22 protein-coding genes and 1 pseudogene are annotated in these 21,197 nt (G+C 62.3%); 5 read left to right on the top strand and 18 right to left on the bottom strand.

What is annotated here, in order from left to right; all coding sequences use genetic code 11:
* Positions 1-77 precede the first annotated feature (77 nt).
* Genes HJB91_RS16875 through HJB91_RS16865 form a run of 3 tightly spaced genes read right to left on the bottom strand, consistent with a single transcriptional unit; the run spans position 78 to position 2,146 of the window.
* Positions 78-857, bottom strand: coding sequence for a VOC family protein (locus tag HJB91_RS16875; RefSeq protein WP_210628670.1), 780 nt, complete (start codon positions 855-857; stop codon positions 78-80).
* 50 nt (positions 858-907) lie between these two features.
* Positions 908-1,375 (bottom strand): DUF1579 domain-containing protein, encoded by a 468-nt coding sequence (locus HJB91_RS16870; protein WP_210628671.1) that lies wholly within the window; start codon positions 1,373-1,375, stop codon positions 908-910.
* 42 nt (positions 1,376-1,417) lie between these two features.
* Positions 1,418-2,146 (bottom strand): thioredoxin family protein, encoded by a 729-nt coding sequence (locus tag HJB91_RS16865; protein WP_210628672.1) that lies wholly within the window; start codon positions 2,144-2,146, stop codon positions 1,418-1,420.
* An 88-nt stretch (positions 2,147-2,234) separates the two neighbouring features.
* On the opposite strand from HJB91_RS16865, the gene HJB91_RS16860 reads away from it, so the two are divergent.
* Positions 2,235-2,756, top strand: a complete 522-nt coding sequence (locus tag HJB91_RS16860; RefSeq protein ID WP_210628673.1) for a MarR family winged helix-turn-helix transcriptional regulator — start codon at positions 2,235-2,237, stop codon at positions 2,754-2,756.
* Positions 2,757-2,923: 167 nt separating this feature from the next.
* Here the strand turns inward: HJB91_RS16860 and HJB91_RS16855 are convergent, their stop codons facing one another.
* Positions 2,924-3,346, bottom strand: coding sequence for an organic hydroperoxide resistance protein (locus tag HJB91_RS16855; protein WP_003580247.1), 423 nt, complete (start codon positions 3,344-3,346; stop codon positions 2,924-2,926).
* A gap of 125 nt (positions 3,347-3,471) precedes the next feature.
* Between HJB91_RS16855 and HJB91_RS16850 the strand changes: the two genes are divergently transcribed.
* Positions 3,472-3,954 carry a MarR family winged helix-turn-helix transcriptional regulator gene (locus tag HJB91_RS16850; RefSeq protein WP_210628674.1) on the top strand — a complete coding sequence of 161 codons (483 nt, stop codon included), beginning with the start codon at positions 3,472-3,474 and terminating at the stop codon, positions 3,952-3,954.
* Positions 3,955-3,993: 39 nt separating this feature from the next.
* On the opposite strand, the gene HJB91_RS16845 is transcribed toward HJB91_RS16850, so the two are convergent.
* From HJB91_RS16845 to HJB91_RS16800, 10 genes are all read right to left on the bottom strand, one after another.
* Positions 3,994-4,230 carry a hypothetical protein gene (locus HJB91_RS16845; protein ID WP_221155493.1) on the bottom strand — a complete coding sequence of 79 codons (237 nt, stop codon included), beginning with the start codon at positions 4,228-4,230 and terminating at the stop codon, positions 3,994-3,996.
* Positions 4,231-4,370: 140 nt separating this feature from the next.
* Positions 4,371-4,607, bottom strand: a complete 237-nt coding sequence (gene rpsU / locus HJB91_RS16840; RefSeq protein ID WP_011424510.1) for a 30S ribosomal protein S21 — start codon at positions 4,605-4,607, stop codon at positions 4,371-4,373.
* A gap of 56 nt (positions 4,608-4,663) precedes the next feature.
* Entirely contained in the window at positions 4,664-4,948 is a 285-nt protein-coding gene (locus HJB91_RS16835; RefSeq protein WP_221155484.1) for a cold-shock protein, read from the bottom strand.
* Positions 4,949-5,115: 167 nt separating this feature from the next.
* Positions 5,116-5,325: a cold-shock protein gene (locus tag HJB91_RS16830; protein ID WP_011424508.1), complete on the bottom strand. Its 210-nt coding sequence runs from the start codon at positions 5,323-5,325 to the stop codon at positions 5,116-5,118.
* Positions 5,326-5,581: 256 nt separating this feature from the next.
* Positions 5,582-6,316, bottom strand: a complete 735-nt coding sequence (locus HJB91_RS16825) for a L,D-transpeptidase (RefSeq protein ID WP_210628677.1) — start codon at positions 6,314-6,316, stop codon at positions 5,582-5,584.
* 141 nt (positions 6,317-6,457) lie between these two features.
* Positions 6,458-7,264 carry a L,D-transpeptidase gene (locus HJB91_RS16820; RefSeq protein ID WP_210628678.1) on the bottom strand — a complete coding sequence of 269 codons (807 nt, stop codon included), beginning with the start codon at positions 7,262-7,264 and terminating at the stop codon, positions 6,458-6,460.
* A gap of 122 nt (positions 7,265-7,386) precedes the next feature.
* On the bottom strand, positions 7,387-8,310 hold the full coding sequence (locus HJB91_RS16815; protein WP_210628679.1) for a S9 family peptidase: 924 nt from the start codon (positions 8,308-8,310) through the stop codon (positions 7,387-7,389).
* A gap of 119 nt (positions 8,311-8,429) precedes the next feature.
* Positions 8,430-10,055, bottom strand: coding sequence for a cisplatin damage response ATP-dependent DNA ligase (locus tag HJB91_RS16810; protein ID WP_210628680.1), 1,626 nt, complete (start codon positions 10,053-10,055; stop codon positions 8,430-8,432).
* 267 nt (positions 10,056-10,322) lie between these two features.
* Positions 10,323-11,333, bottom strand: a complete 1,011-nt coding sequence (locus HJB91_RS16805) for a ligase-associated DNA damage response exonuclease (protein ID WP_210628681.1) — start codon at positions 11,331-11,333, stop codon at positions 10,323-10,325.
* Positions 11,334-11,384: 51 nt separating this feature from the next.
* The gene (locus HJB91_RS16800; RefSeq protein WP_210628682.1) at positions 11,385-12,188 is read right to left on the bottom strand and encodes an alpha/beta fold hydrolase; all 804 of its coding nucleotides are present in this window, start codon (positions 12,186-12,188) and stop codon (positions 11,385-11,387) included.
* 122 nt (positions 12,189-12,310) lie between these two features.
* Between HJB91_RS16800 and HJB91_RS16795 the strand changes: the two genes are divergently transcribed.
* Entirely contained in the window at positions 12,311-13,282 is a 972-nt protein-coding gene (locus HJB91_RS16795) for a glycerophosphodiester phosphodiesterase family protein (protein ID WP_221155482.1), read from the top strand.
* Positions 13,283-13,301: 19 nt separating this feature from the next.
* On the opposite strand, the gene HJB91_RS16790 is transcribed toward HJB91_RS16795, so the two are convergent.
* Positions 13,302-15,092 (bottom strand): PAS domain-containing methyl-accepting chemotaxis protein, encoded by a 1,791-nt coding sequence (locus HJB91_RS16790; protein ID WP_210628684.1) that lies wholly within the window; start codon positions 15,090-15,092, stop codon positions 13,302-13,304.
* 460 nt (positions 15,093-15,552) lie between these two features.
* Between HJB91_RS16790 and HJB91_RS16785 the strand changes: the two genes are divergently transcribed.
* Positions 15,553-16,275, top strand: a complete 723-nt coding sequence (locus HJB91_RS16785; RefSeq protein ID WP_210628685.1) for a LuxR family transcriptional regulator — start codon at positions 15,553-15,555, stop codon at positions 16,273-16,275.
* A 39-nt stretch (positions 16,276-16,314) separates the two neighbouring features.
* Here HJB91_RS16785 and HJB91_RS16780 read toward each other — a convergent pair whose 3' ends face one another.
* Positions 16,315-18,609 (bottom strand): EAL domain-containing protein, encoded by a 2,295-nt coding sequence (locus HJB91_RS16780; protein WP_221155480.1) that lies wholly within the window; start codon positions 18,607-18,609, stop codon positions 16,315-16,317.
* Between the two features lie 250 nt (positions 18,610-18,859).
* Here HJB91_RS16780 and HJB91_RS16775 point away from each other — a divergent pair, with 250 nt between their 5' ends.
* The gene (locus HJB91_RS16775; RefSeq protein WP_221155479.1) at positions 18,860-20,227 is read left to right on the top strand and encodes a TIGR03808 family TAT-translocated repetitive protein; all 1,368 of its coding nucleotides are present in this window, start codon (positions 18,860-18,862) and stop codon (positions 20,225-20,227) included.
* Positions 20,228-20,246: 19 nt separating this feature from the next.
* Here HJB91_RS16775 and HJB91_RS16770 read toward each other — a convergent pair.
* Positions 20,247-20,707 (bottom strand): annotated as a pseudogene (locus tag HJB91_RS16770) (YbhB/YbcL family Raf kinase inhibitor-like protein).
* Between the two features lie 49 nt (positions 20,708-20,756).
* Positions 20,757-20,996: a hypothetical protein gene (locus HJB91_RS16765; RefSeq protein WP_210628688.1), complete on the bottom strand. Its 240-nt coding sequence runs from the start codon at positions 20,994-20,996 to the stop codon at positions 20,757-20,759.
* Positions 20,997-21,197: the final 201 nt, after the last annotated feature.

Below are 21,197 nucleotides of genomic sequence, written 5' to 3'. Positions count from 1 at the left end.
GGCATGTCCCTTCTCCCCGTCAGAACGGGGAGAAGGTGGCGGCAGCCGGATGAGGGGCACGCCGTCCGGCACAGCAGCTACCGCTTCGGCGCCACCAGGCAGAAGAAGGCGCCTTGGGGATCGGTGGCCTGGATGATCCAGCTGCCGCCGGGGACTTCCATCGGGCCGTTGACGACCTTGCCGCCGCCCGATGTGACGCGTTCGATCGCCGCGTCGATGGCGGGAACGATGAAATAGTAGCTCCAGCAGGGCATGGGCACGCTGTCTGGCTTGGTCATCATCCCACCGATCTGCCTGCCATCATGCGAGAAGAGGTAGTAGACGCCCATTGGCCCCATATCCATCTCGCTGTCCTTCGTCCAGCCGAACAGATTGGAATAGAAGGCCAGCGCGTCTTTGCCGTTGCCGGCGTAGAGCTCGTGCCAGCCGATGTTGCCGGGTGCGTCGGGGGCGAGTTCCGGCCACTCCTGTTCCATCGGCGCCGGCGTCATGATGCAAATGACGGCGCCATGCGGGTCGGCGACGACGGCGAAACGGCCTACGCTCGGGATGTCCTGGGGCGGCCGGCGCACCGCCCCGCCATTGGCGGCGAAATCCCTTGCCGTCTGGTCGACATCGTCGACGCCGACATAACCCGTCCAGTTCGGCGGGATGCCCTGACCTTCAAGCTCGGCCGGAAACTCCATCAGGCCGGCGACGCCGATGCCGTTCGCCTCGAAGATCGTATAGGTCGGCATGCCCTCCACCTGCATGTCCGAGGTGGTCCAGCCGACGACGGAACTGTAGAATTTCGCGGCGGCTGCGGTGTCTGATGTCATCAGCTCACACCAGATGAACTTTCCATGCGTCTTGGACATCACGTTCTCCCTCTTGTGACGCCACCCTTTCGCTGGGGGCGCCGTGATTGTCAGATTCTGCGGATGTAATGTGCTTCCATGAACTGCTTCCACGAACCGTCCTCCTGCTTGGCGCTGGAGGTGAAAGTGCGGTGATTGTCGTCGATGAAGGTGATCCGCTCGCGGTAATCGGCAAGGCCATCGCCGCTGAAGTCTGGTCCTGTCGTATAGAGGTCGAGAACATTGCCGGAGGCGTCGACCTCGCCCTCATAGACCCACATATAGTCCATCATGCTGCCGATCCAGCTGCCGACATATCTGCCCTTCTCGGCGTTGTAGCCGAGCGTCAGGATCGTGGTGGCCCGCTTGCCATTCGGCATGAGGCCGGTTCCTTCGGCGACGAACCAGATGCCGTGCAGCGAACGCACGGTCTCCGTCCAGTCGTTGCCGTCGGACATCTCGGGTGCGGTGACGCTCCAGTCGCCGACCAGTCTTTCCAAAAAAGAATGCTCCTTCAGCACTTCGGCCGTTTTCATCATCGCTTCTCCCTTCGGGTGACGATATTCCAGATGTTTGATGGCTCAGTGACAGCAGGACGAGGTCTTCGGAGCATCCTCATATTCGTCGTGGCGGCGCACGAAATTCATCGTGCTTTCCTCGTTGCGGCCCTTCGGCGCGCGGTCGAGGATCATCAGGGTGCCGATCAGTTCTTCCGGCCCGCGGGCATAGCTCGAATAGGTATGAAAGACCTCGCCCTTGTCGTTGCGGTAGAAGGCGCTGAGGCCGGGCAGCTCGTCATGAGCCTCAGCCGGCTCGATAGCAGTGAAATTGTAGAAGACTTTGTCTTTGGCAAGGTCCTCCGGACTGAAAGAGACGTGATAATCGAAATTGAAATCGCTGCCGAAGGATGAGACCCAGGGGAATTTCCAGCCCATGCGCTTTTTATAGGCGGCGATCTTCTCGAGCGGGGCACGGGAAACAGCGACCCAGGTGACGTCGTGATGGTTGAGATGCGGCAGAGCGCCATCGACGTGATCCGACAGGAAGGAGCAGCCGGGGCAGCCGGCCTGCCAGCCGGGACCGAGCATGAAATGATAGATCAAAAGCTGGCTGCGGCCATCGAAGAGATCGGCGAGCGACTTCTTTCCCTCGGGTGTTTCGAAGACGTAATCCTTGTCAACCTTCACCCAGGGAAGTGCCATGCGGGCGGCGTTGATGCTGTCGCGCAGCTTCGTCGCCTCCTTCTCCTTCAGCAGCAGGGCGCGGCGGGCCTCCAGCCATTCCTCGCGGGAAACTACTTCGTTCTGCATGAACTGCGCCCTCCTCCGGCGCCCGCCGGTGAAGCCGGCTCATCTCCTTCTCCTTGACTAATTGCATTGATATCAATAGAAATTGAGCATGTCAAATTCGATCGAGATCCCGTTTTCGACGACGCTGCTGGTGCGCGACACCTGCCTCTGCCTGCATGTGCAGCGGGCGGCACGCGCGCTTGCCCGGTTGTTCGATGATGCGTTGCGGCCGGCCGGCCTCACCAACGGACAGTTTTCCCTGATGATGTCGCTGAACCGGCCGGAACCGCCCCCGATGGGGCCGGTCGCCGCCCTGCTCGCCATGGACCAGACGACGCTGACGGCGGCGCTGAAGCCCTTACAGCGCAGGGGCTGGGTGACGGTGGCGGAGAACCCGAAGGACAGGCGCGGCCGGCTGCTCAGCCTTACTGCGGAAGGCAAGGCGGTGCTGGCAACGGCGTTGCCGATCTGGGAAAGCACGCATGCGGCCCTCGACGACGGATTGCCGGGCGGCGGCGTTGGGCGGCTGCGGCAGGATCTGCAGGCGCTGTCCGGGGCGACGGTGGAAGCGCCGAAACCGGCTGAGGGGTCGCGCCGGCCGCGTCAAAGTGGACGGGCGACGGGCGATTAGAGTGACCTGCCCCTCATCCCGGCTGCCGGCACCTTCTCCCCGTTGTGACGGCGAGAAGGGATATGCCGCAAGCTCTCCGTTCCACGCCGATCTTCGCAGGGCACTCCCCTCTCCCCGTCAGAATGGGGAGAGGGTTGCAGTGAGGGGCAAATCGCAGGTCGCTGCGATCAGGCGACGGTGACCGGTACTTCGGTCGAGGTGCGCATGGCGTGGCTGTAGGGGCAGACGATGTGGGCCGCGGCGGCGAGCTTTTCGGCGGTCTCGCGGTCGAGGCCCGGGATATTGACCGTCAGGGCCACTTCGATGCCGAAGCCGGTGCCGTCTTCGCGCGGGCCGATGCCGACCTTGGCGGAGACGGTCGTGTCCTCGGGAATCTTGACCTTCTGCTGGCCTGCAACAAATTTCAAGGCACCGAGGAAGCAGGCGGAATAGCCGGCAGCAAAGAGCTGTTCGGGATTGGTGCCGGTCGCGCCGTCGCCGCCGAGTTCCTTTGGAACGGTCAGCGTCACGTCCAGAACGCCGTTTTCGGATACGGCGCGGCCGGCGCGGCCGCCGGTGGCAGAGGCTTTGGTCGTATAGAGAATAGGCATGACGATCTCCTTTGGTTGGCCCTTCGATCGGGTTGGAGTTTTACTATAGCACAATTAAATTGTACGCAAGTGAATTTTGCAAATTGCATTTCGCAAGTGGAAAGAGGACAATCGCAGCCTCGGGGATGACGGATATGAAAGCGCAAACGGCAAAGACCATGGAGATACCTGAGGAGGAGAAGCGGCTGGAAAAGCAGCTGTGCTTTGCGGTTTACGCGACGGCGCATGCTTTTACCCGCGCCTATAAACCGATCCTGGACAGGGTCGGCCTCACCTATCCGCAATATCTGGTGATGCTGGTGCTGTGGGAACGCAGCGCCCTACCGGTGAAGACGATCGGCGAGCAGTTGGACCTCGATTCCGGCACGCTGTCGCCGCTGTTGAAACGGCTGGAACAGAGCGGGCTGATCAAGCGCATCCGCGATCTGCGCGACGAGCGGCAGGTGATCGTGTCGCTGACGCTGAAGGGCGAAGCGATGAAGGGAGAGGTCGATACGATCATGACGGCGATCGGGAAAGCCGCCGGCTGCACGATCGAGGAAATGGCCGAGATGCGCGACATGCTGCATCGGCTGCGGGCCAATCTCGGCCGGGCCGGCGACGGCTGAAAGCCCCTGCCCCGCGCCGGTGTGACGTCTGCGGCGGGATCAGGACCGCCGGGTGGCGGTCTTCGCCGTCGAGCGGCGCTTTTTTGCAGGCGCAGGTGCGGCATCCGCGTCTTCGGCGGCCTGCTGCAGACGAAGCGCCCTCAGCTTCTCCGTCTTCTTGTCACGGGCCGATGCCTCGGCCGCAATAATGGCGCGCGCCGTGTGATCGGTCGCTTCGGCCTTCTCGCGAGACGAAAGCTTGGCGGGATTGAAGAATTCTCCCTTGGTGGCGGTCATGTGCCCCCTTTCTCAGGTGATGGCGGCGTTTGATCCTTGCATTTCGGATGCCAACATCATTTTACGGCCGGGACGTAATTCCACAAAGCCGAGATGTGGCGACCGGCCCGTAACACCAGGGCCGGCATGCCACGGCCGGATCAGCGAGCGCGGACAGCCTTCTTCGGCGCCGGCAGCAGGCCCTCGCGCTGCAGCTTCTTGCGGGCAAGCTTGCGCTGGCGGCGAACGGCCTCCCCCTTTTCGCGGGCACGCTTCTCCGACGGCTTCTCATAAGCGCTGCGCGCTTTCATTTCCCGAAAAAGCCCTTCACGCTGCATCTTTTTCTTAAGCACGCGCAACGCCTGATCGACATTGTTATCCCTAACGAGTACCTGCAAACGAATATCCTTCCTGTCGGCGGCGAGGCCGCTGTCATATAATAAAAAATGGCGGGCTACTTGCCCATGCGGATTCCCGAAAATTTCAGCCACGGCTCGGCGTCATCGGCTTTGGCAGCCGCCTCAAGTGACGCCGCCCGTGGCGGTTCCCCGATGTCGATATCGTCATCGGTAATGCGGCGCTCGAAATTCTCGCCGGTGAACTGGACGCGATATTGCACGTGCCCGTGATCGTTGGGCAGGATGCTGGCGATCCGGCACCGCTTGTCTGCCTTTGCCGTGCGGGTCATGCCGGACTTCAGCACGATCATGTCGCCGACCTTGTAGCTTGGTCTGCTCATTCTGCGTCCCTCAACTCTTCGGCTGCTCAATTTCAAAACAAAAGGCCGGGCTTGAACCCGACCTCTTCCAGTCATTCAGCCACCAAGCTGCCTTTGATGGTCAGCGCGCTGCCAGTACATCCGTGGTCAGCGCGCCGCAATCTGTGGCCAGCCAAGGCGAACGACAATCATGCGGCCTGAAGGTTATCGGCCGAATTCTTGCCGGACCGCTTGTCGCGGACCAGGTCGTAGCGGACCTTCTGACCTTCGGTGAGTTCGCGCATGCCGGCACGTTCGACTGCCGAAATATGGACGAAAACGTCGGTGGAACCATCATCGGGCTGGATGAAGCCAAAACCCTTGGTGCCATTGAACCACTTGACGACGCCTGAATTCATAACGATCTCCTTTTCAACCGTTTGAGTGCGCCCGGGAACGATTCCGCGGGCAATATCGATGTTGAGACGAGATCTGACGAAGCGCTTTCAGCGCATGGACAAAGAGTCACAAGCAATATTCGATACGCCACATGTAGGGGGTTTGTCGAATTAAGCAATGGATTTTCGAAAATAAATTCCTCTACAGGCAGCGAATGAGAAAGCGTTTGCCGAAAAGATTGCCTTGGGCGGCCGGCTGGCGACCGCCCCGGCGGTATCACTGCCACACGACGATCGGCGCCTTTGTCGGAACGCGGTCGTAGAGATCGATGATATCCTGGTTCAACAGCCTGACGCAGCCCGAGGAGACGGCCTTGCCGATCGAGCGCCAGTCGGGATTGCCGTGCAGGCGGTAGAGCGTGTCCTCGCCGTTCGAGAAGATATAGAGGGCGCGTGCGCCGAGCGGGTTCTTCAGACCCGGCTCCATGCCGCCGTTCTCGATAGAATATTTGACCAGTTCCGGCTGCCGGGCAACCATCTCGTTCGGCGGCTTCCAACGCGGCCATCTCTGACGCCACTGGATGACGCCCGATCCCTGCCAGGCGAAGCCCTCGCGGCCGATGCCGACGCCGTAGCGCATCGCCATGCCGTCGGCCTGGACGAGATAGAGGAAGCGCGACGGCGTATCGACCACGATCGTGCCTGGCGGCTGGCCGGTGGGGTCGAGGACACGCTGGCGATAGTAGCGCGGATCGATTTCTTCATAGGGAACGGCGGGAATGAGGAAGCCGCCGTCCTCGACGGGTCCGTACATGACGGCAAGCTCCGGACCGCTCGGCACGCTCGACGCTCCCGGTGACTGGAACAGGCGCATCGGCGAGCGGTAGATGATCGACGTGTCGCCGGATGTCACGGTGTTGGCGGAGGAGGCGCAGCCGGCGAGCGCGGAAGCTGCCGTCAGAGCCGAAAGGGAAAGAAAGCTGCGGCGGGAAAGATGTCTATCGGAACTCATGACGCGGGACTGATTTCCTTTTGATGCGGGAATGCTGGAATAACGACATCAAGAAATCTATCGGCTTGCGCCAAATAAACCATAGCTTCACGCAGACGTGTTCCAGCCGGAGCCGACGATATGAAGAGCGCTGTTGCAGCGCTACATCACAACGATCTCGGCCTTGGCGGGAAGCCGGTCGTAGAGATCGACGACATCCTGGTTCAGCATGCGCACGCAGCCCGACGACGTTGCCTTGCCGATCGACTGCCAGTCCGGCGTGCCATGGATGCGGTAAAGGGTGTCCTGCCCGTCCTTGAAAATATACATGGCGCGCGCGCCGAGCGGGTTCTGAAGCCCGGGATTCATGCCGCCATTTTCCGCGGAGAAGGCGCGAACTTCCGGCTGGCGCGAGACCATTTCGACCGGCGGCGTCCAGCGCGGCCATTTCTGCTTCCACTGGATGACGCCGCGGCCCGTCCAGGCGTAGCCATCGCGACCGAGGCCGACACCGTAGCGCATCGCCTTGCCGTTAGCCTCGATCAAATAGAGGAAACGCGCCTTGGTATCGACGAGGACAGTGCCGGGGCGCTCGGTCGTCTGGTAGTCGACCTCCTGGCGCAGGAACTGCGGCTGCACACGGCTGATCGGGATCGCCGGCAGGGTGAAATCCTCGGCGCGCTGCTCGCCATACATTGCCATATGCACGGGATTGGTGAGCGGCAGGCCGTAAGTCTGGTGGAACTGGGTCTTGTAGAGTTCGCGCGTCTGGGGCACCGGCTGATCGGGGATCGGCCGCACCCGGCGCGGATCGACGCCCGGCGGCTGGTAGAAGACCGGCGAGGTTTCCTGAACGAAGCGGGCCGGCGAATCGGCAGCGACATCGGGGATCAGAATGTTGCAGCCGCCGAGCGGCGCGACAGCAATCATAAGCCCGGCAATCGGGAAAACCCGGCGCAGAAAATTCATGGGACCACCCTAATCAACGATCGGCGAGACGGCGATATCTGGCGCGACGATGGCATTCGCGGCTGGTGCGAGGCTGGCGTTCGTCGCGATACAGGACAATGCTGTTTCGCCGACGGCAGAGCTTACGCCGCCACCCCGTGGAAGAAGCGGATGCTCTGTTCGATCTCGGCTGGCAGCGCCGAGGTGTGGTTGCCGGCCACGGTGTCGGTTTCGATATGGACGCCGGCGGCGCGGGCGCGGCGGGCGAGCAGATCGGCGCGGTCGTTGAAATGAGCCTCTTCCGTGCCGTGGACCACCCGGACCGGGCATTTGAAGCTGTGGGCGTAACAGAGCGCCGAGCGTACCTCGAATTCATGCGCATTGCTGTCGTCGAAGCGGATGTCCTGGGGATAGCGGCTGAAGAAACGGAAGGCGTTGGGATTGCCGGATATCGGCGCGGCGGCGCGGAATTTTTGGGTGCTCATCGCCGTCAGCATGGTGAGCGTGCCGCCGATGCTATGGCCGGCGATGAACAGGCGGCCGGGATCGACACCCGGCAGATGCGCCAGGCGCTCGGCGGCGGCAAGCACGTCGTCGACCTCATCGTAGAAGCCGGAGAAATTGCCCCTCTGGCCGTTTTCGCCGCGCAGCGACGGCATCATCACGACATAGCCGGCGTCGACATAAGGCTTCATCAGCTGCCAGTGGCCGGCCCCCATGGCGTTACCGCCATGCAGGAACAGCACGGCCGGCATGGGCTTGCGCTCGCGCTTGTATCTGGAGACCCAGGCCGCCAGTTCCAGTTCGCCGCCATAGCCGGAACGATAGAATATCTTCTCGGCGTCGGCAGGCGCGGTCAGCGGTTCGTATTTGTCCGGCGCCGGCCCCTTCTGCAGGAGCTTCGTGCGGAACCGCCGGCGGACCGTGGCATAGTCGTACTTGGCAAGGCGCGGCTCGTCCGGCACATCGAAAGCGGCCGCCATGCGCGGCAGGATGAGCGCGCCGGCAAGCCCCGCCAGCACGGCGCGGCGTTGGCGGAAAAAGGAATTTTGTTCATACGAGCTCATGGCGCAGCACCCAAATCATTTCCCCCGGCACGCGAGATTTGCATCGGAAAACCGGTGCCGCCAATACACATGATGTTGAAAATATTGTCCTGCGTCATTGTTGCGCAGGAGCGCAAAGCTCAGCCAGGCTTTGCGTCGATCATCGCGATCAGCGTGCGCAGCCGGTCGGCCTCGTAGGAGGGTTTGTCGGGGCGAAGGCGGGCGATGCGGGGGAAGCGCATGGCGACCCCCGATTTGTGCCGCGTCGAGCGGTTGATGCCTTCGAAGGCCACCTCGACGACGAAGCCGAAATCCCTGTCGGCCCGCACGGCCCGTACCGGGCCGAAACGTTCGGTGGTGTTGTTGCGCACGAACTTGTCGAGCAGCTCGAGCTCGGCATCGGTGAAACCGAAATAGGCCTTTCCCACGGGCACAAGCTGTTCGCCGTCCTCGTCATCGGCCCAGACGCCGAAGGTGAAATCGGAATAGTAGCTGGAGCGCTTGCCGTGGCCGCGCTGCGCATACATCAGCACCGCATCGACATTATAAGGATTGCGCTTCCACTTGAACCAGGGGCCCTTCATGCGGCCCGCCTGGTAGATGCTGTCGCGCCGCTTGATCATCACGCCCTCGATCACCGGATCGGGCGGCGCGGCACGCAGAGCGTCGAGCTCCTCCCATGAGGAGAAAGGCACGAGTGGCGAGAGGTCGAACCGGTCATGGGGGGCGCGTTCGATAATCTCGGCCAGATGCGCGCGGCGGTCGACATAGGCGCGGCCGCGAATATCCTCGTCGCCGGCAAAGAGCAGGTCGTAGGCACGGATAAAGGCGGGGTAGTCGTCGAGCATCTTCGCCGTCACCGTCTTGCGGTTCAGGCGCTGCTGCAGGTCGGAGAAGGTGCGCGTCGGACTGTTGGAGCGGGCAGTGCCGCCGACCAGCAGCTCGCCGTCGACAACGCCGGAAAAATTGATCGCGTCGAGAACATCCGGAAAGGCGCCCGATATGTCGTCGCCCGAGCGCGAATAGATCTTGCGCCTGTCGCCGGAGCGCGACAGCTGGACGCGGATGCCGTCCCATTTCCACTCGGCGGCATAATCGGCCGGCTCGAGACTCGCCAAGTCCCCCTCCTCGACCGCATTGGCGAGCATGACGGAATGGAAGATCGCCGGTGTCGCCAGCGCCGGTTTCTCGCCGCCGCCCGCCAACCACTGAAACAGCGTCTCGTAAGGCGGCTGCAGGCCGTGCCAGAGGGTCTCGATCTCGGTGACGTCCTTGCCGCCGAGATCGGCCAACGCCTGCTTGGCAAGACGGGCGGAAACGCCGATGCGCAGCGCGCCGGTCGCAAGCTTGATGAAGGCGAACCGGCCTGACGAATCCAGCCGGTCAAGCAGATCTCGGACATAGCCGCGCACTTCGGTGCGGCCGAGGCCGTTCATGCGGGTGACGACCTCACCCAGGCGCGGCTGAGCCAGGGCCGAGCGGTCGATATCCCGCTCATTGTCCCAGACGAGCGAGATGGTCTCGGCGAGATCGCCGACATAATCATAGGAATAATGGAACAGCACCTCGTCGATGCGCTCCAGCACCAGGTCGCGCAGCATCGCCGGCTTGACGTTGCGCACCTCCAGCGTGCCGGCGATCGCCGCAAGGCCGTAGCCGCGGTCCGGATCGGGGGTGTCGCGGAAATAATCGGTCAGCAGCTTCAGTTTGCCGTTACGGCTGGGGGTCAGAACCAGGCGATCGAGGAGGTCGGCGAAGGCTTTCATGAGGCCCTCCTTCTGGCATGACGAAGCTCCACAGGAACTCCCTCATTCCCGTGCTCGTCACAGGAATCCAGCGCGCCAAAGTCCTTGGGCGCGGGAGACTCTTCAGGGTCGCAAGAGTTACTCCCCGCGCCGACGCGCGGTGGCTGGATTCCTGTGACGAGCACGCGAATGAGGGAGTGTGAGGCAGACGTCGCCGCCACATCCAGAGTGGCGGTAGAGGCAACAGGGTCGGCTGTAGACAGGTTTAGGGCCAATACGCAGCTCATCTCAATCCGCCTCATCCTCATAGCCCACCAGATGCAGCGGCTTCGCCTTGATGCCCTGCAACTGGCACCAGCGCACCAGGGCCTCCTCGCGGCCATGCGTCACCCAGACCTCGGCCGGGTGCAGCTCCCGGATGGTTTCGGTCAGTTCCGGCCAGTCGCAATGGTCGGAGATGACGAGCGGCAGTTCGACGCCGAGCTGTTTGGCGCGCTGACGCACCATCATCCAACCGGAGGCGAAGGCCGGCAGCGGCTCGTTAAAGCGGCGCGCCCAGCGGTCGGCAAAGGCCGATGACGGGCCGATGACGACGGCGCCCTTGAAGGCGGACTTGTCTCGGCTCTCGATCGTGGCGGGTTGCAGCTCGCCGAGATCGACGCCTTGGCCAACGTAATAGTCGCAGAGCTTTTCCATGGCGCCGTGGATATAGATCGGCTCGGCATAACCGGCGTCGCGCAGCAGCCGGATGACGCGCTGGGCCTTGCCGAGCGCATAGGCACCGACCAGATGGGTACGCTCGGGAAATTGGCGGAGCGAAGCCAGCAGCTTGCCGGTCTCATCCATCGGATCGGGATGATGGAAGACCGGCAGGCCGAAGGTCGCCTCGGTGATGAAGACATCGCAGGCGACCGGCACATAAGGGGCGCAGGTCGGATCGGGGCGGCGCTTGTAATCGCCGGAGACGACGATGCGCGTGCCGTCCTTCTCGATAGCGATCTGCGCGGAGCCAAGCACATGGCCGGCGGGATGAAAGCTCACCTTGACGCCGTTGACCAGCAGTTCCTCGTTAAAACCGACTGCCTGCTCACTGGCACAGAAGCCCTCGCCATAACGCAGGCGCATGATGTCGAGCGTCTGACGGGTGGCAAGCACGTTCACATGGCCGGGCCGGGCGTGATCGGAATGGCCGTGGGTGACGAGCGCCCGCTCGACCGGCCGCACCGGATCGACATAGAATCCGCCTTCCGGGCAATAGAGCCCTTCCGGGGCGGGATAAAGCAGCGCATCAGCTCTCATGGACCAAAAGATAGCGGGAAATGGGCGCGGGGCCAGAGGAGGCGATCGTCATCATCTGATCCCGTCGAGAAAGGATAAAATCGCGGCGTTGAACTCCGCCGGCCGCTGCAGCGGCGCGAAATGGCTGACGCCGGGCAGGTAGATCATCTGAGCGTCCGGGATGCTTGCGGCAAGATATTCGGCATGCTCGGCTTTTATGAATTCGTCATTTTGACCGAGCACGATCGCGACCGGAACGCCGATGCGGCCGAGGTCCTCCGCCCCATAATTCGGCTCGGTGCGCATCATCAGGCTGACCGCCTCGACGAAGGAATTGAAATCGTCCGGCGTGGCGGACAATGCCGCATAGTCCTTGGCGTGGCGGCTGAAGCATCGGTCGATGACCGGAGTCGGAACGAATTCCAGCGTGCCGCTCGGATCCATGTTGCAGGCGAAGAAAAAGACGCCCTCGACACGCGACGGCGCCGTCATGGCGAGGATCAGCGCGACGCAGGCGCCGTCGCTCCAGCCGACGAATGCCGCCGTCTCCAGCCGCAGTTCGTCCATCACCGCAAGCACGTCAGCGGCCATCAGCTCATAGCTGTAGGGGCGGGTATCGCGAGTGCTTCGACCATGGCCGCGGCTGTCGATCAGCACGACGCGGCGGCCGCTGGCGAGCAGCGCCGGGACCTGGTAGCCCCAGTTGCCGCTATGGCCGAGGCCGCCATGCAGCAGAATGACGGCAGGGCCTGTGCCGTAGCTCGCATACCAGATGCGGGCGCCGGCGCGCCCGACATGGCCTTCGACAGAAGCCGGCGGCAACGGCGCGGCCCCCTGCGCTTCGAAATGGATGAGTTCGTCGTCCTGTCGTTCCATCGCGATGCCAATCCTTTCCGGCGAATAACCCCGCGCATAGAAAAGCCGGAAAACAGCCCAAGAACAACCAGAATCGCTTTCTAGCTGCTTCCTCTATCGATGCAATCAGGAGGAGCGGAAAGATGGGCAGGAAGCTTTTCCATTGCGCGGCGGCTATCGCGCTCGCAGCCGCCGGCATCTATCTCAACAATACCAGCCTCATTGCCGAGCATCGGCCGGGAAAGCCGGTGCTGCTCGCCCATCGCGGCATCGCCCAGCGGTTCGACGAGACCGATCTGAAGAACGACACCTGCACGGCAAGCCGCATGCTGCCGCCGAAACACGACTATCTGGAAAACACCATCCCCTCGATTCAGGCGGGCTTCGCAGCCGGGGCCGATATCGTCGAGATCGACGTGCATCCGACGACGGACGGCGAATTCGCCGTCTTTCACGACTGGACGCTCGACTGCCGCACCGATGGGCACGGCGTGACGCGCGAGCATTCGATGGCGGAGATGAGGAGGCTCGACATCGGCTACGGCTATACGGCCGATGGCGGCAGGAGCTTTCCTTTTCGCGGCCGGGGTATCGGCATGATGCCGACGCTGGCGCAAGTGCTTTCGACCTTTCCGGATCGGCGCTTCCTCATCAACATCAAAAGCCGCGATCCGTCCGAGGCGGAAAAGCTCGCAGCCGTGCTGAACGGACTAACGGCCGCTCGGCGGGCCGGCATCATCGTCTATGGCGGCGATGAGCCGATCGACGTGCTCGGCCGGCTCGCGCCAGATATCAGAACTGCATCGCGCAAGAGCCTGAAAGGCTGCCTTTTCGGCTATATCGGCTATGGCTGGACCGGCCTCCTGCCTGATGCCTGCAAACATCGGATGATGCTGGTGCCGATCAACATCGCGCCCTGGCTCTGGGGCTGGCCGGACCGCTTTCTCAACCGGATGGACGATGCCGGCACTGAGGTTTTCGTGCTCGGGCCCTATCGCGGCGGCGATTTTTCCACCGGCATCGACGATGCCGCGCAACTGGCGCGGCTGCCGCATAACTATGCGGCAGGCCTATGGACGAATGAGATCGAGGCAATCGGCAAGCTGATGGAATGAGGCGGAGCCGCCCTGCGCCTCAGAACTCCTCCCAATCGCCGCCGGCGACGGCGGCATTGCCACGGAAGGCCGCGCTCACCTTCGCGGCCATTGCCCGCGGCGCCGATGCGACCGGTCTGGAAGCGGCGGTCGCCACGGCGGGGCGGTGCTGGCGTGCGGCGGGACCGCCGATGTTGAACTGTGCCAGCAGTTGAAATAGTGCGTCCGCCTCCTTGGCGAGGCTGTGGGCGGCAGCCGTCGATTCCTCGACCATGGCCGCATTCTGCTGCGTGCCTTGGTCCATGGTGTTAACCGCGGTGTTGATTTCCTTCAGTCCCGTCGCCTGCTCCTTGGAACTTTCGACGATCGCGAGAACATTGCCGTTGACCTGCTGAACCTGTGCGACGATCTCTTCGAGCGCCCTGCCGGTTTCGCCGACCAGGGTCACCCCGCTCTTCACATGCTCGTTGGAGGCGCTGATGAGCTCCTTGATCTCTTTCGCCGCTTTGGCCGATCTCTGAGCAAGCTCGCGAACTTCCTGCGCGACCACCGCAAAACCCTTGCCGGCATCGCCCGCGCGCGCCGCCTCGACGCCCGCGTTCAGCGCCAACAGGTTGGTCTGGAAGGCGATTTCGTCGATTACGCCGATGATATTGCCGATCTCCGCCGATGATGTCTCGATCTTGCCCATCGCATCGACGGCGCTGCGGACCACCGCGCCGGAACGCTCGGCATTCTCGCGCGTCCTTCTCACCAGTTGGCCGGCCTCCTGAGCGCGGTTGCTGGAATCGGAGACCGTTGTGGTGATCTCTTCCAGGGCGGCGGCGGTTTCCTCGACGGAGGCCGCCTGCTGTTCCGTGCGCTTCGACAAATCGTCCGAGGCGGAGCGAACTTGCTGAGCTCCGGCGGCGATGCCGGTTGCGTTTTCGGCCACGGCCTGCATCGCTGCGCGCAGCTTGCCGACAGCGGCATTGAAGTCGGTTCGGAGTTTTTCCAGGGTCGGAATGAACGGGGTTGCGACTTCCTGGGTTAAATCGCCGCCGGAGAGCGCCATCAAGGATGCCGCCAACTGATCGACATTATTGACGCGGGCAGTGACGTCGGTCGCGAACTTGACGACCTTGAACACCTTACCGTTCATGTCGAAGATCGGGTTGTAGGAGGCCTGGATATAGACCTTTCTGCCGCCCTTGCCGATGCGCAGAAACTCATCCGCCACGAATTCGCCACCTGACAGGCGCGCCCAGAACCGCCGGTAATCGTCACTGTTGACGTAAGCGCTGTCGCAAAACATCGAATGATGGCGCCCCTGGATCTCGGCAAGCTGATAACCGAGCGCCGACAGGAAATTCTCGTTGGCCGTCAAGATCTCGCCCTTCGGCGTGAATTCGATCACCGCCTGGGCGCGCGACAGCGCGCTTATCTTGCCGGCATCCTCGGCGCTTTGCAGCTTCTGCCTGGTGATATCGGTCGCGAATTTCACCACTTTGTAGGGCTTGCCGCCACTGAAGACCGGATTATAGGAGGCTTCGATCCAGATTTCCTTGCCGCCCTTGCCGATCCGCTTGTATTGGCGCTGGTCGAACTCGCCTCTGCCGAGCTTCGCCCAGAATTCGCGATAGCCGGCCGACGAGGCTTCCGCGGGTTCGACGAACATCCGGTGATGCTGGCCAACAATCTCAGACAGTTGATAACCGAGGGCAGCACAGAAATTGGCATTGGCCGTGAGAATCTTGCCGGTAAGGTCGAATTCGATGATGGCCTGCGACCTGCTCATCGCCGCCAGTACGGCCTTGGCATCCGAACCGAAGCCGAATCCTATTGTCTTCATGCTCTTCCCCCTTGCTCACATCGAGCGAATGACTGCCGCCACCCATCACGGATTTGCGCTGGACGGGCACCCCTGAAATAAAATCCGATATATTCTTTAAGCTTCCTTTAACCGAGACGTTGCGAAACCGGATGGCCAATGGTCGAGCCGTACGGACAAATAAGAAAACAGAATCATTGGCTTGAAACACGATTTCCGCGTCGGAAGCTGATTTTCTGGGAAGTTGGCGAACGCGAAGCCACTGATTTTTTCGCCTCGGCCGCTTCGAATAGTTCGAAGATCCGTAAACTCTTTGTTAAGCAACGGCCGTCCGTCTGTTGCCGGCAGCTAAGGGCCTTTCCGTTTTTTCTCGGCAGATGCATATTCCACCGTGCTTGGAGCATGCAGAATCAACTTCCGGTACGAGCGGATAAGTGGACACCTCAGCCGCCAGGCGCCGCGAAAGCGATCGGAGAAAGACATGCCGCTCGAGGGCGAGTTCAACCGAATTGAAGAAGTCGCTGCAGGCTTCAACACGCATTACGAAGTCTTCAAATATATGAAGCGTCTTACCCAGGACCTGGGCATGACGGCTTTCCTGATCATGACGCTCCCGACGGTCGACGTCGTCGAAATAGGCGCGACAAAGATCATCACCAACTGGCCGGCGGAGATGGTCGACTATTACGACGCCCATAACCTGTTGGTCGACAGTCCGGTCATCCGGCGGATGCTGAGGTCGACCAGCCCCTTCAACTATGATGTCGAGGCGATCAATACCGATCGCGGAGCAGCCAAGAAGTCCACCGTCATCGAGTTGTTCAGGCGCTACGGCATGGAAAAGGGCGCCTATTTTCCCGTGCACGATGCCGCGGCTGGACGCGGCGCCCTTTCGATTTCGGGACCCCGGAATTTCAGCATGGTGGAAATGGCCAAGATCCTGTTTATCGCCACGTTGATTTATGATCGGCTGTCACAGCTGACACTGAACGAGAAACACAAGCCGGTTGCCTTTACGCGGAGCGAGCTGGACTGCCTGAGGCTAACGGCCGGAGGCAGGAAGAGCAGCGAGATCGCGAAGCTTCTCGATCTCTCGGAAAACGCGGTCAACAATCAGATCGGCAGCGTGATCAGGAAGCTGGGATGCACGACGAGAACGCAGGCAGTGGTCAGCGCTCTGCGTCTCAACATCATTCGGGTCTAAGCGAGCGATCCGTTCGCGACGAGCAAGCTGAGGAAAAGTTCAGAGAAGCTGCGCCTGCAGCAATGCCGGAATCTCCTCCGGCGAGACGGGCTTCGAGAAGCGGTAGCCCTGCGCCTCCTCGCAATGCGCCTGGCGCAGGAAAGCCATCTGGGCATCGGTCTCGACGCCTTCTGCGAGAACCGACAGCTTCAGCGTCTGCGCCAGCGAAATGACGGCCGAGGCGATGGCGACGGCTGTTTTGTCGCCCGGCAGGGCCTCGACCAGCGAACGGTCCATCTTCAGCCGGTCGAAGGGGAAGGTCTTCAGTGCCGCAAGGCTGGAATAGCCGGAACCGAAATCGTCGATCGACAGGCGTACGCCGAGCGCCCTCAGCTGCTCCATCATGGCGAGCGCCCGCTCGGCATCCTGCATCACCACGCTTTCGGTGACCTCGAGCTCCAGCCAGCGGGATTGCAGGTGGTTGCGCTCCAGCGCCTCGGCGACATGGCTTGCAAAATCCGGATCGGCGAACTGCTTGGCCGATACATTGACGGCGATCGTCAGCGGCGTCAGGCCCATATCCTGCCAGCTGCGCGCCTGGCGGCACGCCTCGTTCAGCACCCAGAGGCCGAGTGGAACGATGAGGCCGGTCTCTTCGGCGAGCGGAATGAAATTGAAGGGCGGCACCCTACCCTTTGCCGGATGGTTCCAGCGGACCAGCGCCTCAATGCCGGTGATACGGCCGCTGGCGACATCCACCTGCGGCTGATATTCCAGGAACAGCTGATCGCCGGTGATCGCCTGGTGAAGCTCGTCCTGCTCGCCGCGCGGCATGCCGACCCCGCTGCTGTCGCCATCATGGTGCTGCAGCGTGTTGCGGCCGAACTGCTTGGCGCGGTACATGGCGCGGTCGGCATTGGCAAGAAGCTCTTCCGAGGTGACGCCGTCGACGGGAAAGGCGGCGACGCCGATGCTCGAAGTGATGGCGATGTCACCGCTCTCGCCGGGCATCGGGCGAGTGATCGCCTTCTGCAGGTCGCGAAGGCGGCGGGTGATTCCGGCATCATGGCTCGACTGGTGGACGAGCACCACGAGGAATTCGTCGCCGCCGAGCCGCACCACCATATCCGAGGCGCGGATGCTGTTGGCCATGCGGGTGGCGATCTCCTTCAGCACCTCGTCGCCGGCGGCATGGCCGCGGCCGTCGTTGACGTCCTTGAAATTATCGAGATCGATATAGGCGACAGTGACCTTGCGATTGTTGCGCCGTGCCTGGTCGAGGATGCCGGCCAGCCTTTCCTTCAGGAAGGCGCGGTTCGGCAGGCCGGTGAGATCATCATGATGCGCCATGAAATGGATGCGGTCGTCGACGCGCTTGCGTTCGATGGCGATGCCGGCGATATGGGTGGCGAGCGCCACCAGCCTCGTTTCATGCTCCGTCGGACGGCGTACCTCCATGGAATAGAGCGCGAAGGTGCCGAGCACGTTATTCTCAGAGGTAGCGATCGGCGTCGACCAGCAGGAGCGAAAGCCGAAAGGGGCAACCAGCGCGCGGAAATCCTCCCACAGCGGATCGCTCAGGACGTCCTCGACGATAACGGGCTGGCCACGCCAGGCGGCGGTGCCGCAGGAGCCGACCTTGGGGCCGATCGTGACACCGTCGATGAGCCGGCTGTAGCCTCCGGGAAGATTGGGAGCCGCACCGTGATAGAGCCTGGTGCCCTCGCCATCGAGCAGGAGAACCGAGCCGTCGATCCCCGTCAGCTGGGCTTCGATCATCAGCACCAGCGCCTCGAGGATCATCGGCAGCGGTTCATTGCGGGCGATCATCTCGAGCAGTTTCGCCTGGCCGCGATGGAGCTCCTCCTGCAGCTTGCGTTCGGTGATATCGCGGGAAACGCCGATCAGGCCGACGACCTCGCCGCGATCGTTGCGCAGCGGTATCTTCGAGGTCAGCCGGCATATCGGCTTGACGGCGCCGGGAAGGACGACCGTTTCCTCCATGTCGATGCGGGCTTCGCCGGTCGCCATGATCTGCTGCTCGATATCGAAATGGCGGCGCGCCGCCTCGAAATCGAACAGGTCGAAATCACGCTTGCCGGCAATCTCTTCGGCGCTGAGGCCGAGGCTGGCCGCCGTGACAGCGTTGGCGAAGACAAAGCGGCTGTCACGGTCCTTGACGTAGAGGAAGTCCGGAAGCTCGTGGATAATCGCCTTCAGGCGCAGGTTCTCAACGCCTTCCGCGAGGTGATGGGCGGTCGATGCCATCATCGCCTCGCTCGCGGCAACGAAACGCCGTGTTTCGGCCGTCAGGGCATCGACGGATTCCCGTCGCCTGGCACTCGGTTCGTGCATGACGCCATTCTCCCCAGTGGCTGAAGGCCTATCCCGCAACATCCATTTATTTTCCCTTCAAAGTAGTCCGCATTCCCTTCGGGTTGCTTAAATGAAAGGGTGAACAACACCCCAATATAAGCGGCGAGATCCTGCAATCGGCCTCCGCCGCAACAAGAATTTTGAACGGCTGTGAAGGGCCTGTGCCAAAAGAAGACAGGCGGGTTGGCACGTTTTCTGCTACGGGCGCGTCATGACAGGAGAGCCCGGAATGCCCTTTCGCCGCGACATGCTTCTCTTTCTCGCCGCCTCCGCATTTGCGGGAGGGACATCGCGCGCGCTTGCCTCACCGCTGACGGCTGCCAGCCAGCCCGATCTGCGCGGCGCGATCGACGCAGTGGAATATCGCGCCGCTCCCGAAAGCGGCGACCGCAAGACCTGCAACCTGGAGCAGATGATCAGGCAGGCGGCGGCCGAGAACGTGCCGGTCTTCCTGCCGCCCGGCACCTATAAGATCTCCAACCTCACCCTGCCCGACAATACGCGCATATCAGGCGTGCCCGGCGCCTCGCGGATCGTCTATACCGGCGACGGCCATCTGTTTGCGGCCGAGAACATCAGGCGCATCGAGCTTTCCAATCTCGTCATCGACGGCGGCAACCGCTGGCTCGGCGATTACGCCGGCGGGCTCCTGCAATTTACCGGCGTCGACGAGGTGCTGATCGACAATTGCGAGATCGGCGGCAGCCGCAAACACGGCCTGCAACTGGAGCGCTGCGGCGGTCGGATCGAACGCAGCCGCATTTCGGGCGCCGCCCAATCAGGGCTCTACGCCGTCGATTCCGCCAATCTGTCGATCACGGGCAATACGGTCTCGAATTGCGGCAATGGCGGCATCCTCGTGCATCGCTGGAAGAAGGCGGAGGACGGCACGGTCGTTTCCGGCAACCGGATTTTCAACATCCGCGCCAACGACGGCGGCACTGGCCAGAACGGCAACGGCATCAATGTCTTTCGCGCCGACGGGGTGATGGTGGTGAACAACCAGATTTCCGACTGCGCCTTTACCGCCATCCGCGCCAATTCGGCCTCGAATATCCAGATCAGCAGCAACCAGTGCCGGCGCTCCGGCGAGACGGCAATCTATGTCGAATTCGCCTTCGAAGGCGCCGTCGTCTCCGCCAATATGGTTGACGGCGCGGCAAACGGCATCTCGATCGCCAATTTCGACGAGGGCGGACGGCTCGCGAGCGTCACCGGCAATGTCGTGCGCAACCTGACGCTGAAAGGCCCCTACAAGCACGAGGTCGGCTTCGGCATCGGCATTGCGGCGGAAGCCGATACGCTGGTGTCCGGCAATGTGATCGAGGGCGCGCCACGCTGGGGCCTGCAGATCGGATGGGGGCCTTATCTCAGAAATGTCGTCGTCAGCGGCAATGTGGTGCGCAAGGCGCCTGTGGGATGCGCCGTCTCGGTCGCCGAGGGGGCAGGCACGGCCGTCATCACCGACAACATCTTCCAGGAGGTTGGCGAAGGGGCGGTCCTCGGTTTTGAGTGGGACAGACAAGTCTCCGCTGAAATGGCGGGCGGCGGCGCACCCTATGCGCAGTTGACCGTTGAGCGAAACCGCGTGTCCTGACACGCGGCTCCGCCTTTGCTCAGTGCGTCTGATAGGTGCCGGTGACGGTCGCTTCCGCCAATGCGTGTTTCCTTGCCTCCGCCCACATCGCGCTGATACCGGCGGCATCCGGCGTAGAAAGCTTCGGCACGTCGAGGGCCGCGAGGCGGAAGATGTAGTGATGCGGGCGATCGCCTGCCGGCGGCTGCGGGCCATCGTAACGGGCATTGCCAAAATCGTTCTTGTAGAAGCGCGGCGCCTGCTCCGGCGCCGTATCGACGCTTTCGGCCAGGGCTCTCCACTCAGCGGGAATATTGGCAATGCCGCAATGGCGGAACGTGCCATGCGGAGCATCCGGATCCTCAACCACCAGAGCAAAGCTCCTGGTCTCCTCGGGGGCGCCGCTCCAGGTAAGGGGCGGAAAGAGGTTCTCGCCGGCGCGCGCATATTTCTTCGGGATCGGCTGATCCTGGGAGCCTTGCTGATCAATGTCAAAGTCATGACATTCTCCTTTCTAAGGGGCTCCTTGATGTTCGGGGCTCCGTCATCGTCAGGGACGACCGCTTCCCTTTTTATGCTCGCTCTCCTGATTGCGGCCGCGCGTCATGGCCCGGTCGTCGTTGCGGAGGTCCGGATCGGCCTTCAGATCATTGCCTTTGCGATAGGCTTCCTTCGCCTGCTCATTGCGTTGCAGATCCGCCCCGGCGTCGAAATCCTCGCCGGCATTTGCGGTTTTCTCGCGTTTCTCGATGACACGAAGCTGTTGTTCATGCGTCTTCTTGCCCGTCATGAGTTCCTCCTTTGCCTGGCCTGCGCTGCGCACGCGGCTCATCGCTTTTCGGCGCCGCGAGGGCGCCAATCTCAGGGTCCAACCCGCCGGCTCTCTCATTGTTCCCAATTGTGCTCGATCCGGTCGGGAAGGTCCCGGCCGCATCAAAAGCTTTCATCGTCCCATCAGCGGCGAGGACTTTTCCGAGGGTGATCCAGCGTC

Source organism: Rhizobium sp. NLR10b, from assembly GCF_019685435.1.
Lineage (GTDB): Bacteria > Pseudomonadota > Alphaproteobacteria > Rhizobiales > Rhizobiaceae > Rhizobium.
Note: the sequence above shows the minus strand (reverse complement) of the source record. Positions and strands in the feature narration are given on the sequence as shown.

Excerpts from the sequence above, each read along its gene's own strand:
- HJB91_RS16875 (WP_210628670.1), bottom strand. The coding sequence starts at position 857 with ATGTCCAAGACGCATGGAAAGTTCATCTGGTGTGAGCTGATGACATCA.
- HJB91_RS16870 (WP_210628671.1), bottom strand. The coding sequence starts at position 1,375 with ATGATGAAAACGGCCGAAGTGCTGAAGGAGCATTCTTTTTTGGAAAGA.
- HJB91_RS16865 (WP_210628672.1), bottom strand. The coding sequence starts at position 2,146 with ATGCAGAACGAAGTAGTTTCCCGCGAGGAATGGCTGGAGGCCCGCCGC.
- HJB91_RS16860 (WP_210628673.1), top strand. The coding sequence starts at position 2,235 with ATGTCAAATTCGATCGAGATCCCGTTTTCGACGACGCTGCTGGTGCGC.
- HJB91_RS16855 (WP_003580247.1), bottom strand. The coding sequence starts at position 3,346 with ATGCCTATTCTCTATACGACCAAAGCCTCTGCCACCGGCGGCCGCGCC.
- HJB91_RS16850 (WP_210628674.1), top strand. The coding sequence starts at position 3,472 with ATGACGGATATGAAAGCGCAAACGGCAAAGACCATGGAGATACCTGAG.
- HJB91_RS16845 (WP_221155493.1), bottom strand. The coding sequence starts at position 4,230 with ATGACCGCCACCAAGGGAGAATTCTTCAATCCCGCCAAGCTTTCGTCT.
- HJB91_RS16835 (WP_221155484.1), bottom strand. The coding sequence starts at position 4,948 with ATGAGCAGACCAAGCTACAAGGTCGGCGACATGATCGTGCTGAAGTCC.
- HJB91_RS16830 (WP_011424508.1), bottom strand. The coding sequence starts at position 5,325 with ATGAATTCAGGCGTCGTCAAGTGGTTCAATGGCACCAAGGGTTTTGGC.
- HJB91_RS16825 (WP_210628677.1), bottom strand. The coding sequence starts at position 6,316 with ATGAGTTCCGATAGACATCTTTCCCGCCGCAGCTTTCTTTCCCTTTCG.
- HJB91_RS16820 (WP_210628678.1), bottom strand. The coding sequence starts at position 7,264 with ATGAATTTTCTGCGCCGGGTTTTCCCGATTGCCGGGCTTATGATTGCT.
- HJB91_RS16815 (WP_210628679.1), bottom strand. The coding sequence starts at position 8,310 with ATGAGCTCGTATGAACAAAATTCCTTTTTCCGCCAACGCCGCGCCGTG.
- HJB91_RS16810 (WP_210628680.1), bottom strand. The coding sequence starts at position 10,055 with ATGAAAGCCTTCGCCGACCTCCTCGATCGCCTGGTTCTGACCCCCAGC.
- HJB91_RS16805 (WP_210628681.1), bottom strand. The coding sequence starts at position 11,333 with ATGAGAGCTGATGCGCTGCTTTATCCCGCCCCGGAAGGGCTCTATTGC.
- HJB91_RS16800 (WP_210628682.1), bottom strand. The coding sequence starts at position 12,188 with ATGGAACGACAGGACGACGAACTCATCCATTTCGAAGCGCAGGGGGCC.
- HJB91_RS16795 (WP_221155482.1), top strand. The coding sequence starts at position 12,311 with ATGGGCAGGAAGCTTTTCCATTGCGCGGCGGCTATCGCGCTCGCAGCC.
- HJB91_RS16790 (WP_210628684.1), bottom strand. The coding sequence starts at position 15,092 with ATGAAGACAATAGGATTCGGCTTCGGTTCGGATGCCAAGGCCGTACTG.
- HJB91_RS16785 (WP_210628685.1), top strand. The coding sequence starts at position 15,553 with ATGCCGCTCGAGGGCGAGTTCAACCGAATTGAAGAAGTCGCTGCAGGC.
- HJB91_RS16780 (WP_221155480.1), bottom strand. The coding sequence starts at position 18,609 with ATGCACGAACCGAGTGCCAGGCGACGGGAATCCGTCGATGCCCTGACG.
- HJB91_RS16775 (WP_221155479.1), top strand. The coding sequence starts at position 18,860 with ATGCCCTTTCGCCGCGACATGCTTCTCTTTCTCGCCGCCTCCGCATTT.
- HJB91_RS16765 (WP_210628688.1), bottom strand. The coding sequence starts at position 20,996 with ATGACGGGCAAGAAGACGCATGAACAACAGCTTCGTGTCATCGAGAAA.